This window comes from Methylobacterium sp. UNC378MF (genome assembly GCF_900103195.1).
Classification (GTDB): Bacteria; Pseudomonadota; Alphaproteobacteria; order Rhizobiales; family Beijerinckiaceae; genus Methylobacterium.
This window is the reverse complement of record NZ_FMWU01000004.1, coordinates 224,204-239,584: the sequence shown is the minus strand read 5'-3', so window position 1 is coordinate 239,584 and position 15,381 is coordinate 224,204. Positions and strand designations below refer to the sequence as shown.

At 69.7% G+C, this 15,381-nt stretch carries 17 protein-coding genes; 8 read left to right on the top strand and 9 right to left on the bottom strand.

What is annotated here, in order from left to right; genetic code table 11:
- Positions 1-65: 65 nt before the first annotated feature.
- Positions 66-776 (bottom strand): P-loop NTPase family protein, encoded by a 711-nt coding sequence (locus BLT59_RS06280; protein WP_091777568.1) that lies wholly within the window; start codon positions 774-776, stop codon positions 66-68.
- 13 nt (positions 777-789) lie between these two features.
- Entirely contained in the window at positions 790-1,914 is a 1,125-nt protein-coding gene (locus BLT59_RS06275; RefSeq protein ID WP_091777566.1) for an AI-2E family transporter, read from the bottom strand.
- Between the two features lie 143 nt (positions 1,915-2,057).
- On the opposite strand from BLT59_RS06275, the gene purM reads away from it, so the two are divergent.
- Both purM and purN read left to right on the top strand, forming a co-directional pair.
- Positions 2,058-3,137, top strand: coding sequence for a phosphoribosylformylglycinamidine cyclo-ligase (gene purM / locus BLT59_RS06270; protein WP_091777564.1), 1,080 nt, complete (start codon positions 2,058-2,060; stop codon positions 3,135-3,137).
- On the top strand, positions 3,137-3,787 hold the full coding sequence (gene purN, locus BLT59_RS06265; protein ID WP_091777562.1) for a phosphoribosylglycinamide formyltransferase: 651 nt from the start codon (positions 3,137-3,139) through the stop codon (positions 3,785-3,787). The genes purM and purN overlap by 1 nt, the downstream gene beginning before the upstream one ends.
- 349 nt (positions 3,788-4,136) lie before the next feature.
- Here purN and BLT59_RS06260 read toward each other — a convergent pair whose 3' ends face one another.
- Together BLT59_RS06260 and ndk are read right to left on the bottom strand one after the other, a co-directional pair.
- On the bottom strand, positions 4,137-4,502 hold the full coding sequence (locus tag BLT59_RS06260; protein WP_091777560.1) for a hypothetical protein: 366 nt from the start codon (positions 4,500-4,502) through the stop codon (positions 4,137-4,139).
- A 167-nt stretch (positions 4,503-4,669) separates the two neighbouring features.
- On the bottom strand, positions 4,670-5,092 hold the full coding sequence (gene ndk / locus BLT59_RS06255) for a nucleoside-diphosphate kinase (RefSeq protein ID WP_091777558.1): 423 nt from the start codon (positions 5,090-5,092) through the stop codon (positions 4,670-4,672).
- A gap of 269 nt (positions 5,093-5,361) precedes the next feature.
- Here ndk and BLT59_RS06250 point away from each other — a divergent pair, with 269 nt between their 5' ends.
- A complete protein-coding gene (locus tag BLT59_RS06250) occupies positions 5,362-5,826 on the top strand; it encodes a DUF2147 domain-containing protein (RefSeq protein ID WP_091777556.1) in 465 nt (154 codons plus the stop codon).
- A 7-nt stretch (positions 5,827-5,833) separates the two neighbouring features.
- Here the strand turns inward: BLT59_RS06250 and BLT59_RS06245 are convergent, their stop codons facing one another.
- Positions 5,834-6,469 (bottom strand): glutathione S-transferase N-terminal domain-containing protein, encoded by a 636-nt coding sequence (locus BLT59_RS06245; RefSeq protein WP_091777554.1) that lies wholly within the window; start codon positions 6,467-6,469, stop codon positions 5,834-5,836.
- A gap of 266 nt (positions 6,470-6,735) precedes the next feature.
- Between BLT59_RS06245 and BLT59_RS06240 the strand changes: the two genes are divergently transcribed.
- The 5 genes from BLT59_RS06240 to BLT59_RS30560 all read left to right on the top strand — a co-directional run bounded on the left by BLT59_RS06240 (position 6,736) and on the right by BLT59_RS30560 (position 10,888).
- On the top strand, positions 6,736-7,068 hold the full coding sequence (locus BLT59_RS06240) for a hypothetical protein (RefSeq protein ID WP_091777553.1): 333 nt from the start codon (positions 6,736-6,738) through the stop codon (positions 7,066-7,068).
- Between the two features lie 139 nt (positions 7,069-7,207).
- Complete coding sequence (locus tag BLT59_RS06235) at positions 7,208-9,247, top strand: FUSC family protein (protein ID WP_175543941.1); 2,040 nt, start codon at positions 7,208-7,210, stop codon at positions 9,245-9,247.
- Positions 9,248-9,272: 25 nt separating this feature from the next.
- Positions 9,273-9,467: a DUF1656 domain-containing protein gene (locus tag BLT59_RS06230; protein WP_091777551.1), complete on the top strand. Its 195-nt coding sequence runs from the start codon at positions 9,273-9,275 to the stop codon at positions 9,465-9,467.
- Positions 9,467-10,522, top strand: coding sequence for an efflux RND transporter periplasmic adaptor subunit (locus tag BLT59_RS06225; protein ID WP_091777549.1), 1,056 nt, complete (start codon positions 9,467-9,469; stop codon positions 10,520-10,522). Before BLT59_RS06230 ends, BLT59_RS06225 begins: the two co-directional genes overlap by 1 nt.
- A 138-nt stretch (positions 10,523-10,660) precedes the next feature.
- Positions 10,661-10,888: a hypothetical protein gene (locus BLT59_RS30560; RefSeq protein ID WP_139173973.1), complete on the top strand. Its 228-nt coding sequence runs from the start codon at positions 10,661-10,663 to the stop codon at positions 10,886-10,888.
- 576 nt (positions 10,889-11,464) lie between these two features.
- Here the strand turns inward: BLT59_RS30560 and gatB are convergent.
- The 4 genes from gatB to gatC form a co-directional block, all read right to left on the bottom strand.
- Positions 11,465-12,937, bottom strand: a complete 1,473-nt coding sequence (gatB, locus tag BLT59_RS06220) for an Asp-tRNA(Asn)/Glu-tRNA(Gln) amidotransferase subunit GatB (RefSeq protein WP_091777547.1) — start codon at positions 12,935-12,937, stop codon at positions 11,465-11,467.
- A gap of 211 nt (positions 12,938-13,148) precedes the next feature.
- A complete protein-coding gene (locus BLT59_RS06215) occupies positions 13,149-13,448 on the bottom strand; it encodes a hypothetical protein (protein WP_091777665.1) in 300 nt (99 codons plus the stop codon).
- On the bottom strand, positions 13,445-14,923 hold the full coding sequence (gatA, locus tag BLT59_RS06210) for an Asp-tRNA(Asn)/Glu-tRNA(Gln) amidotransferase subunit GatA (RefSeq protein ID WP_091777663.1): 1,479 nt from the start codon (positions 14,921-14,923) through the stop codon (positions 13,445-13,447). Before gatA ends, BLT59_RS06215 begins: the two co-directional genes overlap by 4 nt.
- Positions 14,924-15,008: 85 nt before the next feature.
- The gene (gatC, locus tag BLT59_RS06205) at positions 15,009-15,296 is read right to left on the bottom strand and encodes an Asp-tRNA(Asn)/Glu-tRNA(Gln) amidotransferase subunit GatC (protein ID WP_091777545.1); all 288 of its coding nucleotides are present in this window, start codon (positions 15,294-15,296) and stop codon (positions 15,009-15,011) included.
- Positions 15,297-15,381: the final 85 nt, after the last annotated feature.

Here is a 15,381-nt window from a genome sequence, read left to right as displayed (position 1 = left end):
GAGCGTGTATCACCCTAGACCTGCGGCCTTCACGACGGTTTCGTGACGGCCGCAGCATTCGGCGTTCAGCCGGCCGGGTCGGCCTCGTCGTCCAGTCCCATGCGGCGCAGCACCGCCAGAGCGAGCGGCCGGCTGATCCGGCGTCCGCGCCCGAGGGCGTCGCGATCCAGCTCTGCAACGACATCCCGGGCGCGGCCCAGCGACCGGTCGATGCGCAGGGCCAGCGAATCGATGACGCCGAGATCGACGACCAGCTGCCGGTCCACGAACAGCTTGACCAGGACGGCCCGCAGCAGGGCGTCGTCCGGCGCCTCGATGGCGATGCGCGGGGCCAGGCGAAGCCGCGAACGGAGGTCGGGCGTCGCGAGGCCGAGGGCGTCGATCCCGGTCGCGCTGGTCAGCAGCACCGGGCAGGCGCGCTCCCGCGCGCGGTTCAGCAGGTGGAACAGCGCCGCCTCGTCGAGCCGCTCCGCCTGATCGATATCCTCGATGACCAGCGCCCCGTTCGAGACGAGGTGCTGGACCGCGTCGGCCCCCAGCTCGGCGGCCGGGAGGGTCCAGGCATGGGCGCGCTCCGCCCAGATCGCCGCGAGATGGCTCTTGCCGCTGCCGGACGGGCCGGTGAGGACCAGGACGCTGTCGGGCCAGTCCGGCCAGGCCTCGATCAGCGTGTAGGCCGCCTCGTTGGCCGGACCCACGAGGAAGTCCTCGCGCCCGTAGCGCGGGTCGAGGGGCAGGTCGAAGGCCAGCTGGCGGGGTGGTGCGTTCTCGCGCATGCGTTGCCCAGGATCATCCCCCGCCCGCGGAGGTCAAGGCCGAAGCGTCCTTGCCGTCTTGCTCGATCAGGATCGGCTGGCCGGCATGGTAGAGGCGGCTCTCCAGATAGCGGGCCAGGGCGAAGCGCACGAGGACGCCGATCGAGGCCGCGATCGGGACGGCGAGGAGCAGCCCGACGAAGCCGAACAGCGTCCCGAACGCCAGCAGCGCGAACATCAGCCAGACCGGGTGCAGCCCGGTGGAATCGCCCACGAGCTTCGGCGAGATGACGTTGCCCTCCAGGAACTGGCCGACGAGGAAGACGCCCACGGTCAGCCCCAGATGCAGCCAGTCGCCGGAGGGCCAGAACTGGACCAGCGCGACGCCCACCGAGAGCAGGAAGCCGGTGAGCGTTCCGACATAGGGGATGAAGGTCAGGAATCCGGCGATCAGACCGATCAGCACGCCGAAATTGAGCCCGACCAGCCAGAGGCCGACCGCGTAGAAGCTCCCCAGGATGAGGCAGACCAGGGTCTGGCCGCGGACGTAGCCGGTGACCGCCCCGTCGATCTGGCGGGCCAGCTCGCGCACCGTCGCCCGGTGCCGCGGCGGCACCCAGCCGTCGATGGACGCGACCATCCGGTCCCAATCGACGAGGATGTAGAAGGCGACGACCGGCGTCACGACCAGCAGCGAGGCGATCGAGATCAGCGCCTGGCTGCCCGACCAGAGCGATTTCAGGAATGCGAGCAGCCACGTCCCGGCCTGGGTGGCGAGCGTTCCGACGGAGGATTGCAACTCGTTGAGAACGTTCGCGCCGCCGACACGCTCGAGCAGGGTCCCGGACCGCTCGGCGATGATCGCCTGAAGGCGCGACACCATCCCGGGCAGCGCATTGACCAGGGCCACCACCTGATTGGCCGTGAGGGGGATCAGGATCAGCAGCGTCACCACGAGGACGACGACGAACAGCGCCAGGATCAGGAGGCTCGCCGCCAGCCGCCCGAGGCCGAGCCGCTCCAGCCGGTCGGCCAGCGGGTCGAGGAGATAGGCCAGCGTGATGCCGGCCACGAAAGGCAGCATCACCTCCCGGAGCAGGTAGATGATCAGTCCCAGGGCGACGACAGCGGCCAGCCCGATGATAGCCCGTGCGCGCACGATGATGCTCCCCCTCGCGGCACACCACGCCAGCGGGCAGAGTGGGTATGCGGGGCGCGCCGATCAAGGCGCCGCCGCGCCGACTCGCGCGGGACGCGGGAAGCCGCTAGAGCGGGGCCAATCTGGAACGAGGTGGCGCGGGCATGACGGCCAAGGACGGCAACGAGCCGAAGACGGGGCTGACCTACGCGGCGGCGGGCGTCGATATCGATGCCGGCAACGCCATGGTCGAGACGATCAAGCCGCTGGTGCGCTCGACGCGGCGCCCGGGCGCCGACGCCGAGATCGGCGGGTTCGGCGGCCTGTTCGACCTGAAGGCCGCGGGCTTCCGCGACCCGATATTGGTCGCGGCCAACGACGGCGTCGGCACCAAGGTCAAGATCGCCATCGAGACCGGGCGTCACGACACGATCGGCATCGACCTCGTGGCGATGTGCGTGAACGACATCATCGTCCAGGGCGCCGAGCCGCTGTTCTTCCTCGACTACTACGCCACCGGAAAGCTGGTCCCGGGCGTCGGCGCCGACATCGTGCGCGGCATTGCCGAGGGCTGCCGACAGGCGGGCTGCGCGCTGATCGGCGGCGAGACCGCCGAGATGCCCGGCCTCTACGACGGGTCCGACTACGACCTGGCCGGCTTCTCGGTCGGGGCCGCCGAGCGCGGCACGCTGCTGCCGCGGCCCGGCATCCGGCCAGGCGACGTGGTCCTCGGCCTGCCCTCCTCCGGGGTTCATTCCAACGGCTTCTCGCTGGTCCGCCGGATCGTCGCGAAGACCGGACTCGGCTGGGATGCGCCAGCGCCGTTCGCCCCGGGCCGCAGCCTCGGCGAGGCGCTGCTCGAGCCGACCCGGATCTACGTGAAGCCGCTCCTCGCGGCGCTGGGTGCCACCGACGGGATCCGGGCGCTCGCCCACATCACGGGCGGCGGCTTCCCCGACAACCTTCCTCGGGTCCTGCCGGACGCGGTCGGCATCGCCGTCGACCTCGACGCCGTGACCCCGCCGCCGGTCTTCGGCTGGCTTTCCCGCGAGGGCGGCGTCGCCGAGGCCGAGATGCTGCGCACCTTCAATTGCGGGATCGGCATGGTGGTGATCGCCGCCGCCGACGCGGTGGACGACGTCGACGAGGCCCTCACCCGGGCCGGGGAGACGCCGGTGCGCCTCGGGCGGATCACGGCGCGGGGCGCCGAGCCCGTGACCTTCAGCGGACGCCTCGCCCTCTGATGACAACCGTCCGCAAGACCCGCGTCGCGATCCTGATCTCGGGGCGCGGCTCGAACATGGTCGCGCTGCTTGAGGCGGCTGAGGATCCCGCCTTCCCGGCCGAGATCGTGCTGGTCCTGTCGAACCGCCCGGAGGCCGCCGGCCTCGCCCGGGCGGCCGCGGCCGGGATCCCGACCCAGGCGATCGACCACAGGGCCTTCGCCGACCGCGCCGGCTTCGACGCCGCCCTCGACGCCGCGTTGCGGGCGGCCGAGATCGACCTCGTCTGCCTCGCGGGCTTCATGCGGATCCTGACGACGGATTTCGTGGCGTCCTGGGCCGGGCGGATGCTCAATATCCACCCGTCGCTCCTGCCCCTGTTCAAGGGCACGCACACCCACCGGCAGGCGTTGGAGGCCGGCGTGCGCCTGCACGGCTGCACGGTCCATTTCGTCGTACCGGAGCTCGATGCCGGCCCGATCGTCGCCCAGGCCGCGATCCCGGTCCGCCAGGACGACGATCCCGACAGCCTCGCCGACCGGGTGATCGTTCAAGAGCGCCGTCTCTACCCGGCGGTGCTCGCCCTGGTGGCGGGCGGCCGCGCCCGCCTGGAGGGCGACCGCGTGGTGATCGCCGATACGGCGCCGGACGGCGCGCTGTTCAGCCTCTGAGGGCCTGTCCCGCGTCCGGGTCCGGCTGATCCCATCCACCCCCGCATCCTGAGGTGCGGCGCACCCGCCCCGAAGGCTTACGGCGGAGTTCGCGATTTGTGGCGCCCTCCTTCGAGGCTTCCCCTGCGCCCCAGAACCTTGGGATGAGGAGGTGGATGGGAGGGGCGCGTTCAGGGAGATACGTGCGGCAGCGCGCAGCACGACCGCGGGAAGCTCGCGCCGCTGACAGGACGGGTCGCCCCGACGCCACCGGGCCGAGCGCAGCGATCGGGCATCGCCCCACCGTCCCGGGTTGCCTTGCTGCGCATGCTCGCGCGGGGTTGCCCGAGGCAACCCCGCGGGTTTGTCCTCAGACCGGGCGCTGCAGCTTGCAGCTGTCGAGAGCCGCGAGCGCCTTCGCGCGGGCGGTGTCATTGAAGTAGCCGGTGGCCCGGTAGGCCTCGATCTCGGAGGCGTCGAGGCTGCGCAGGGTCTGCCGGGCGTAGCAGCCGCAGGGACGCTCCAGGGACGCCTCGGTGGCGCTGGTCAAACGGGCCTGGACGACGGTGCAGGCGTGGCGCACGCGGCCTTCGAGATTGGACTTGCTGGCGGTCTTGAGCGCCGGATCCGGCTCGTATTGCTGGAACGGGGCCGTGGATCCGCCCGCGAGGGCGGCGGTCGCGCCGAGGGCGAACAGGCCGGTCGCGATCAGCAGGGGCAGGCGGCGCATCGTCATGGTCGGGTGGTCCGAAGGCTGAGGTTGTCTAAGCTCGGCCGTTGGACGCTTCCGGGCTCCGTCCCGTCAAGGACGGCCCGGTCACACAGGGCGGCATTCCCGGCGCCGCCGGGTGCAGTGCACGCAAATGGCGGGTCGGTGTGCCCAACCCGCCACCGCCCGTCGCCTCAGGCGGCGATGTCGGAATCCTTGAAGAACTGCGCGATTTCGATCTTGGCGTTCTCGGCGCTGTCGGAGCCGTGCACGGTGTTCTCGCCGACGGACTCGGCGAACTTCTTGCGGATCGTGCCGTCGGCGGCCTGGGCCGGGTTCGTGGCGCCCATGACCTCACGGTACTTGGCCACGGCGTTCTCGCCCTCGAGGACCTGAACCACGACCGGGCCGGAGGTCATGAAGGTCACGAGCTCGCCGAAGAACGGGCGCTCCTTGTGCACCTCGTAGAACTTCTCGGCCTGCTCCTTGGTCATGCGGATGCGGCGCTGGCCGACGATGCGCAGGCCGGCCTCCTCGATGACCGCGTTCACCGCGCCGGTAAGGTTCCGGCGCGTCGCGTCGGGCTTCAGGATCGAGAAGGTGCGCTCGGTGGCCATGGTGCGTCCGGTCTGTCTGTGGAAAAGGTTTGCGGCGCACCGGCGATCCGGACACGCCGCGGCAGCGAAAATTTCGCTTCGGCGCCGGGCTTATAGCGGGCGCCCCCCCGTGCCTCAAGCTGCGCGGCGAGACCGGGTGGGACAAGCACGGCCGTGGCTCTGCCGCAACACCGCCGAAAAATCGCCCGATTGCGACGGCTCAGTCGCGCACCAACCGACTTCGTCCACCCCTCGGGCGTCCGCGGACGCCCCAATCCCGGAGACGAACCATGCGCCTCGCTCTCAGCGCCAGCCTGCTTCTCGCCGGCCTCACGGCCGCTTCGGCCGACACGGGCAAGGATCCGTCCGGTACCTGGCTCACCGGCGATGGACGCGCCAAGATCCGGATCGATCGCTGCGGCCCCGGTCAGAAGCTCGTCTGCGGCAAGGTCGTCTGGCTCAAGACGCCGACCTTCGACAACGGCAGCCCGCGCACCGACCTCAAGAATCCTGACCCGAAGAAGCGCGCCCGGCCGGTGATCGGCCTGCAGCTGATCGAGGGCCTCAAGCCGGATGACGAGAAGTTCACCGGCGAGCTCTACAACATCGAGGAAGGCAAGATTTACACGGTCAGCCTCGAGCGCGAGAGCGAGGCCGAACTCAACGTCTCGGGCTGCATGCTCAAGATCCTGTGCGGCTCGCAGACTTGGACGCGCGTGCCGGACGTCAACCAGCAGGCCGCCAACAAGAACTGACCGGAGATCAGATCGACGCGAGGCCGCGCTGCACCGCCGGCCTTGCCAGGATGCTCTCGAGCCACCGGGCCACGTTCGGCAGGGCGTTGATGTCGACGCCCTGCTTGAAGTTGAGCTTCGCCCAGGTGAACGTCGCGATATCGGCGATCGAGTAATCGTCGGCGAGGAACGCCCGACCCTCGAGGCGGCGCTCCAGCACCCCGTAGAGGCGCTTGGCCTCGGCGGTGAACCGGTCGATCGCGTAGGGCACCTTCTCGGGCGCGTAGATCTTGAAGTGGTGCGTCTGCCCGAGCATCGGCCCGAAGCCCGCCACCTGCCAGAACAACCACTCGTCGACTACGACGCGGGCGCGCTCGTCGGTCGGATACATCTGCCCGGTCTTCCGGCCGAGATATTGCAGGATCGCGCCTGATTCGAAGACCGAGATCGGCTGTCCGCCGGGCCCGTCCGGATCGACGATGGCCGGGATCTTGTTGTTGGGGGATATCGCCAGGAAATCGGCGGCGAACTGCTCGTTCTTGGCGATGTCCACGGGAACGATGCGATAGGGGAGCCCGCACTCCTCCAGCATGATCGGGACCTTCCAGCCGTTCGGCGTACTCCAGGTATGGACGTCGATCGGCCGCCCGGATACCGCTGCCATGCTCTGCCTGCTCCTGCACCCAATCGTCGGCGGCGCGGTGGTCCTCCGCCGTTTCCGGACAATCCGGGCAGTGAAGACGATTTCCCTTCCGCGCTCAAGGGCATCGCGCGAAGGTGCCGCGCAAAGGCATCGCGAATCCGGTCCCACCGACCCGCCGAAGCGTTGCCGCAGCTGTTGGCGGCTGCCGCGTCGGGCTTGCTCGCCCGGCTGGCGAGCGGCGAAACTGCGGCTCGGGCGGCGCAACGTCGCCCGAGGGGGAATATCCGATGATCGATCGTCTCGTCAGGATCGCGATCCTGTCCGTGCCGCTGCTCGCGGCCCAACCCATCCTCGCCAAGGATGCACCGGCCAAGGATGCACCCGGCAAGGAAGCGCCGGCCAAGGAAGCGCCGACCAGGCAGGCACCTGCCGCGGAGGTCCCGCCAGCACCGACTGCGAAGCAGCCGAGCCCCGGCCAGTCCGCGGCCCGCGACCGGCAGAAGACCTGCGGCTCCGAGTGGCGCGCCCTCACCGAGGCGCAGAAAGCCGCGCAGGGGCCGAAATGGCCTCAGTACTGGAGCAAGTGCAACAAGCGCCTCAAGGGCGGCGACAAGGCTTGAGCCGGGGCGAACCACGGGGCGTCCTGTTTGTTCAGACATCCGCGGGTGATTGGCCGGAGGCGCCACGACATGACGGACCTTTTTCCGTTCCGATGGGCGGCGGACAGCCCGCCCGAAGCGGTTCGGCGCAAGGTCCGGCATGGCTGAGGCCCCGGTCGCACCCGGCGCTGGGCGCCATGCCGTGTCGGCCATCGACCGCGCGGTGAGCTTTCTCGACACCTGGGTTCCCAAGCCGGCCGCCTGGGCTTTCGCGCTGCGGATCTGGATCGCCATGATGCTGGCGCTGGCGGCCGCCTTCTGGCTCCAGCTCGACAGCGCCTCGTCGGCCGCCACCTGCGTGGCGATCCTCGCCCAGCCCAAGCGCGGGCAGGCGATCTCGAAGGCGGTCTACCGCCTCCTCGGCACGCTGATCGGCGCTGTGGTGGCACTCGTCCTGATGGCCCTGTTCGCTCAGGACCGGGTGCTGCTGCTCCTGGGCTTCACCGTCTGGCTCGGCCTCTGCGTCTTCGTCGCCCAGTTCCTGCAGGATACCCGGGCCTACGGGGCGATGCTGTCCGGCTACACCGTTGCGATCATCGCGCTCGGCCAGATCGACGAGCCGCAGGGCACTTTCGACGCCGCTGTGTCCCGCGTCGCCGTGATCGTCCTCGGCATCGTCGTGATCACCTTCATCAACGACGCCCTCGCCTCGCCGAGCACGTGGCGGGCATTGCTGCCGCAGCTCCGCGAGGCCTGGGACGAGACGCGCGGCTATGCTCGCGAGACGCTGACCGAGGGCGATCTCGGCGCGTCCCGGACCGCGGCGCTGATCCGCACCATCGCGCCGATGCGGGCCGACGCCAGCGCGATTTCGGGCGAACTCGACGACGGCCGCTTCCGGGCGGCCGGCGCGCGCAGCTGCATCGCCGCGCTCTACGTCATGGCGGCGTCGATCCGCAGCGTCGCGGCGGCGGCGGCGTGCCTGCGCAACCCGGGCCCGGCTGTTTCGGAAGCCATGGCGATCTGCAGGCGGGTGACCGATGCGCCCGATCCGGATGCCCTCGACCGCGACGACGAGCGCCTGCGCGATCTGGTCGACGCCGCGATTCGCGACGGGACCCGCCCCCTCGACGAGGTGGTGGTCCTCCAGCGCGCCCTCGACTTCGTCTGCGCCGCGACCTTCGCGCAGGACGGCATCCGCGCCGTCGCCGACGGTCACAAGCCCCTGCGCGACGCCACGCTGCCGACGCATCGCGACTTCCCCGTCGCCCTGCGCGGCGCTCTGCGGGTCGCGCTGAGCTTTGCCGTGACGGCCGCCACCTTCGTGGCCCTCGGCCTGCCGCAGGCCTCCTTCGCGCTGGTCCAGGTCGCCGCCACCGCGGCGCTGTCGTCGGTCACGCCGGATCCGAAGAAATTCGCCACCGGCGTCGTCATTGGGATGATGCTGGCGGCCACGTTCGCGGGCATCGCCCGGTTCGCGCTGCTCAACGGCGTTCAGGGTTTTCCGATGCTGGCCATCGCGATGGCACCGGTGATCGCCTTCGGCTGCTTCCTGTCGCTGAACCCGAGGACCTTCGGCATCGGCTTCATCGTGATCGTGTTCTTCCCCGTCCTGCTCGGCCCCTCCAATCCTCAGACCTACGATGCCCTGACCTTCCTGCTGAACGCGTTCCTCGTGGTCGTGGCGGCCGTGATCCTGTCGATCGTCGTCCGCCTCATCCTGCCGGTCACGCCCGCCCAGCAGCGGGTCTTCGCCCTCGATTCGGCCCGGCGGTCCCTGGCCGACGCCCTGATCGGCCAGGGAGGCGACGCCACCACCCGCACGAGCCTGAATGCCGACCGGCTGTTCCAGTTCGCCGGCTACAGCTCGGGGAGCGGTGCCGTCCGGCGGGCGAACCTGCACCACGCCTTCGCCCTCGCCCGCCTGGAGGCCGCCGCCGCCCGCGCCCATGCCGAGCTGCGCCGCCTCTGGTCGATCGAGGGCCTGCGCGGCGCGATCCCGCATGCGCGGGACGCTCTCGCGGCGGGCAACGATCGCGGCCTCGAGATCGCCGCGCGCGATCTGATCCGCGCCGCCTCCGGCCAGGATCGGCCGGTGCGGCTCACCACCGCCCGCGCCGCGAGCGATCTCGTCACCGCGTCGCGAACCATCACCCGCCACCGGCGATTCCTCCATCGCCTTGACATCGCGCCCTTCTGACGGGCGGCTTTCTCCCGGGGTCACGATGCACGAGGACATCCATGTCGGCGGGGTGCTGGTGAGCGCCTTCGTCGCTTATGCGCTGGCCGCGTTCGTGATTCTGGTCGTCCTGCGCCGGGTCTTCGCGCGCATCCGCTTCAGCCGCTACGTCGCCAATGCCCCGCTTGCCGAGGCCGGCCTCTACGTCTGTGTTCTCGCCCTCCTGATCGCGTTCATCTGATGCCCGATACGACCGCCGACGAGGACGATCCGAAGCCTGCCGCCCGCGACAGCGCGCCCGGTCGGAGCGACCCGCTCCCCTCGGTCCCGCGCCGGGGGCGCGCCGCCAAGATCTTCCGTCTGGCGGCGACGGGGGTGATCCTGCTCGCCGCGATCCTGGCGGCCGCCTTCGTTTGGGAATTCTACGTGGCGGCGCCCTGGACCCGGGACGGCACGGTCCGCGTGCAGGTCGCCAACATCGCGCCGCAGGTTTCCGGGCAGATCGTCGAGGTCCGCGTTCACGACAACCAGAATGTCCGCAAGGGCGACGTCCTGTACGTCATCGATCCGATCGACTTCGAGGTGGCGGTCACCTCGGCGGATGCCGAGGTGAAGAATCGCGAGGCCGATCTGCAGGTGAAGAACGCCCAATCGGCGCGGCGCCAGGCGCTCTCGACCGTCTCGACCTCGGTCGAGGAGAAGCAGCAATTTGCCGGCTCCGCCAAGATCGCCGAGGCGGCGGTGGAGAGCGCGCAGGCGCAGCTGCGGCAGGCGAAGGTGAATCTCGAACGCACCCAGGTGACCTCCACGGTCAACGGGCGCGTGACCAACCTTCTGATGCGGGTCGGCGACTACGCCCGGACCGGCAGCTCGAACATCAGCGTGGTGGACACCGATTCCTTCTGGATCGACGGCTATTTCGAGGAGACCAAGATGCCCAACATCCGCGTCGGCGACCCCGCCGACGTGAAGCTAATGGGCTTCGATCCGCACCTGACCGGGACGGTCCAGAGCATCACGCTCGGCATCTCCACGGCGAATGCCGCGTCGAGCACGCAGGGGCTGCCGGACGTCAATCCGGTCTATACCTGGGTCCGCCTCGCGCAGCGGGTCCCGGTCCGCATCCGCATCGACCACGTCCCGCCCGGTATTCCGCTCATCGCCGGCATGACCGCGACGGTCTTCGTCAACGGCGGCCGCGGCCCGGCTCCGAACTGGCTGATGGATTTGCGCGACCGGGTCTCCCCCTCGGCGACGCCGGCGGCCGGTCCGGCCACGGAGGCCGGCCGGCACTGAGTCACCGCGCGAACGCGGGCCGATTGACCATAGTGCGGATGCCTGAGGCACATCCGGGTGGGAGACGAGGATGCGCCGCCGCGGCCCCACGCCCGCAGACGCCCATTCTCGCCTTCCCACTCTCGAACTTGTCACCGCGTGGACGACGAAGCCGACAGCGTCGACCGGGGCGGCAAGACCGACACGCTCTCCGCATGCGGCTTGCGCTGCCCGGTCGGAAAAAAGGGGGCGGCGATCCGCTCGGGCGTCACAGGGTCTTTCGCAGTGCCGCAGGATCGATCCAAGTCGTTGACCCCGCAGGCGGTGCGGCGCGGCACTGCGGCCAAGTCGAGCGAAAAACCAGTTTGCCGAGAAAATAGCTATTGACCGTCCCGGATGACGGGCGCAGTCTCCCCCTGTGCTTGGCGAAAGCGGGCACGGGCCGGCACGAAACCTTGATGCGATCAGGTTTCGCAGCAGTGCCGGTTTACGGAAGCTGGAGGAGACAGGCATGACTCCACCGCAGCGGAAAGCCGCCTAGACGGTCCAGGGACCGGTTCGGCCCGAGACTCAGCGGCGCTACACGAACAGCCGGACGGACGCGGCTCCAGGGGCGCAGAAGCGGCCACACATGGCACGCCTTCGAATGCGCGAAAGGCCCCACTTCGAGCCGTTCCGCCGCGGTTTTTCTCAGAGGATCCGCATGCCCTACCTGCCCGGCTGTGCCGCGGCGGGATTTCGTCGTGGCCGAAGCGACGAGGGGGGCTCGTCGAGGCGGTGATATCCTGCGAGCGGGAAGTGCCAGCAATCCGGCCCGCGCCCGCATCCTGAGGTGCGGCGCAGCCGCCTCGAAGGCGGGCTCCAGCCCGCCACGCGGCCCCTGGAGCCCGCCTTCGGAGCCCGCTGACGCGGGCGCCTCAAGATGAGGTCACGCGCGGGAGATGGCCGTCCGTCGCGACGTGTTTACGCGATTCCCAGCTTCGCCTTGAGAAGCGCGTTCACCGCCGCGGGGTTCGCCTTGCCGCCGGTGGCCTTCATGGTCTGGCCGACGAACCAGCCGAGCAGGGTCGGCTTCTCCTTGGCCTGGGCGACCTTGTCGGGATTGGCCGCGATGATCTGGTCGATCGCCGCCTCGATGGCACCGGTATCGGTGACCTGCTTCATGCCGCGGCTCTCGACCACGGCGCGCGGGTCGCCGCCCTCCGTCCAGACGATCTCGAAGAGGTCCTTGGCGATCTTGCCGGAGATGACGCCCTCGCCGATGAGGTCGATGATCGCACCGAGCTGGTCGGCCGAGACCGGGGTCGCCTCGATGGAGAGCCCTTCCTTGTTGAGGCGGCCGAACAGCTCGTTGATCACCCAGTTGGCCGCTGCCTTGCCGTCACGGCCCTTCGCCACCGCCTCGTAGTAGTCGGCGGAGGCGCGTTCAGCGACGAGCACGCCGGCATCGTAGGGCGAGAGGCCGAATTCGGACACGAACCGGGCCTTCTTGGCGTCCGGCAGCTCCGGCAGCCCCTTGGCCAGGGCATCGACGTAGGCCTGGTCGAACTCCAGCGGCAGCAGGTCCGGATCGGGGAAGTAGCGGTAGTCGTGCGCCTCCTCCTTGGAGCGCATCGAGCGGGTCTCGCCCTTGCCGGGATCGAACAGGCGCGTTTCCTGGTCGATGGTCCCGCCATCCTCGAGGATGGCGATCTGGCGCCGCGCCTCGGTCTCGATCGCCTGCCCGATGAAGCGGATCGAATTGACGTTCTTGATCTCGCAGCGCGTGCCCAGCGGCTCGCCGGGGCGGCGCACCGAGACGTTCACGTCGGCGCGGAGCGACCCCTTCTCCATGTCGCCGTCGCAGGTGCCGAGATAGCGCAGGATCGTGCGCAGCTTGGTCACGTAGGCCTTCGCCTCCTCGGAGGAGCGCAGGTCGGGCCGGGAGACGATCTCCATCAGCGCCACCCCCGACCGGTTGAGGTCGACGAAGCTCCGGGTCGGGTCCTGGTCGTGCAGCGACTTGCCGGCATCCTGCTCGAGGTGCAGGCGCTCGATGCCCACGGTGATCGACGTGCCGTCGGCCAGATCGACCAGAACCTCGCCTTCGCCGACGATCGGGTCCTTGTACTGCGAGATCTGGTAGCCTTGCGGCAGATCCGGGTAGAAGTAGTTCTTCCGGTCGAACACCGAGCGCAGGTTGATCTTGGCCTTCAGGCCGAGGCCGGTGCGCACCGCCTGGGCGACGCATTCCGCGTTGATCACCGGCAGCATCCCGGGCATCGCGGCATCGACCAGCGAGACATGGTCGTTCGGCTCAGCCCCGAACTCCGTCGAGGCGCCGGAGAACAGCTTCGCCCGGCTGGACACCTGGGCATGGATCTCCATGCCGACGATCACCTCCCAATCGTGGAGGCCGCCCTTGATCAGCTTCTTGGGGTCGACGGGTGCGTTCATGGTCGTCCGGGCCGAGGAAACGAGCGTGGCGTGATCCTCCCACCCACGGCCTCATCCTGAGGTGCTGCGCAGCAGCCTCGAAGGAGCGCTCCAGGGATCGCGCGGCCAGCTGGAGGCCTCCTTCGAGGCCCGCTCACGCGGGCGCCTCAGGATGAGGGCGCGGGTGGGCGTGGATGTCTTCCGGTCACTTACGGGCGGCGTCGCGAAAAGATCAAGCGCGGCGTCGGACCGCCTGCCGGGCGCCGTAGCCGAGGATCGCCCAGAGCAGGGCCGCGACGGCGCGCACCGGGAAGAAGGTCGGGCCGTCATGGGTGATCGGCGCCGGCCACGGAATGCCGGCCGCGCTCACCGCGTAGGAGAACAGCACCGAGAAGCCGAGCGCCGCGATCGCCGCGATGAACACCTTGCCGAATTGGCTGGCGGTCCAGCCGAGATAGACCGCCACCACGATCAGCGCCGGATCGAACCCGGCCCAGATCCAGACCGTCCAGGGGTAGTATGGGACGGTCATGACCACCACGGCTCGGGCAGGGTTGTGCGACCCGCCGAATCCTCGATCACCTGCGCGACCGCGAACAGCGTCTCCTCGTCGAAGGGACGGCCGATGAGCTGCAGGCCGAGCGGCAGGCCCTGGCCATCGAGCCCGGCCGGCACGGCGATGCCCGGCAGGCCGGCCATGTTCACCGTCACGGTGAACACGTCGTTGAGGTACATCTCCACAGGGTCGGCCGAGGCCTTCTCGCCGATGCCGAAGGCGGCCGACGGCGTGGCCGGCGTGAGGATGGCGTCGACGCCGTCCGCGTAGGCCGCCTCGAAGTCGCGCTTGATCAGCGTGCGGATCTTCTGCGCGCGGACATAGTAGGCGTCGTAGTAGCCTGCCGAGAGCACGTAGGTGCCGATCATGATCCGGCGCTTCACCTCACGGCCGAAGCCGGCGGCGCGGGTGTTCTCGTACATCCCGGCGATATCCTTGCCGGGCACGCGCAGTCCGTAGCGGACGCCGTCGTAGCGGGCGAGGTTCGAGGAGGCCTCGGCCGGGGCCACGATGTAATAGGCCGGCAGCGCGTAGGCGGTGTGCGGCAGCGAGATCTCCTTGATCGTCGCCCCGGCCGCCTTCAGCCAGGCCGCTCCCTCGTCCCAGAGCTTCTGGATCTCGGCGGGCATGCCGTCGACCCGGTACTCCTTGGGGATGCCGATGGTCAGCCCCTTCACGCCGCGGGTGACCGCAGCCTCGAAATCGGGCACGGCCAGATCCGCGCAGGTCGTGTCACGGGCATCCGCGCCGGCCATGGAACCGAGCAGGATCGCACAGTCGCGCACCGTCCGGGCGATCGGGCCGGCCTGATCGAGGGAGGAGGCGAAGGCCACCGTGCCCCAGCGCGAGCAGCGCCCGTAGGTCGGCTTGATCCCGACCGTGCCGGTGAAGGCGGCGGGCTGGCGGATCGAACCGCCGGTATCGGTCGCAGTGGCGCCGAGGCAGAGCCGCGCCGCGACCGCCGCGGCGGAGCCGCCCGATGAGCCGCCGGGCACGATCTGCGCGTCCGATCCGGTTCGCCGCCAGGGCGAGACGACGTTGCCGTAGGCGCTGGTCTCGTTGGACGAGCCCATGGCGAACTCATCGAGATTCAGTTTGCCGAGCATCACGGCGCCATCGCGCCACAGATTGGCCGACACAGCCGATTCGTAGTGCGGCTCAAACGACTCGAGGATCTTCGAGCCGGCCGTGGTCGTCACGCCATGCGTGCAGAACAGGTCCTTGATGCCGAGGGGAATGCCCTCGAGCGGCCGTGCCTCGCCGGACGCGATCTTCTGGTCGGAGGCCTCGGCCATCTTCAGAGCGCGGTCCGGGGTCTCCCGGATATACGCGTTCAGGACGCGGGCCTTTGCCATGGCGTCGAGATGCGCCTGAGTCAGCTCGCGGGCCGAGATCCGCTTCGCCTTCAGGGCGTCCCGCGCCTCGGCCAGGGTCAGTTCGTTCGGATTCACGCTGTTCACGTCCCCGCGCGCCGCGGCGCGCCCGCCAGAAATCCGGTCCGCAAGGTCCGGGCCTAAGGTGCAGGTCGAGACCGGTCTACTCGACCACCTTCGGGACCAGGAAGTAATTGTCCTCCGTCTCGGGCGCGTTGGCGACGACGTCGGCGGCGCGGCCGCCTTCGGTCACGACGTCCTCGCGCTTCTTCATCGCCATCGGCGTGACCGAGGTCATCGGCTCGACGCTCGCGACGTCGACCGTGCCGAGCTGCTCGACGAAGGCGAGGATCGCGTTCAACTCGCCCTGCAGCGGCCCGACTTCGTCGTCGGTGACCGCGATCCGCGCCAGATGCGCGATGCGCCGAACCGTCTTCTCGTCGACCGACATGCCGTCCCGTTCGCCCCTGCCCGGGATCACGCTCCCGAAGTCGGTCGGGCTATAGCATCGGCTCTCGACGCGCCGCAACGCGGGC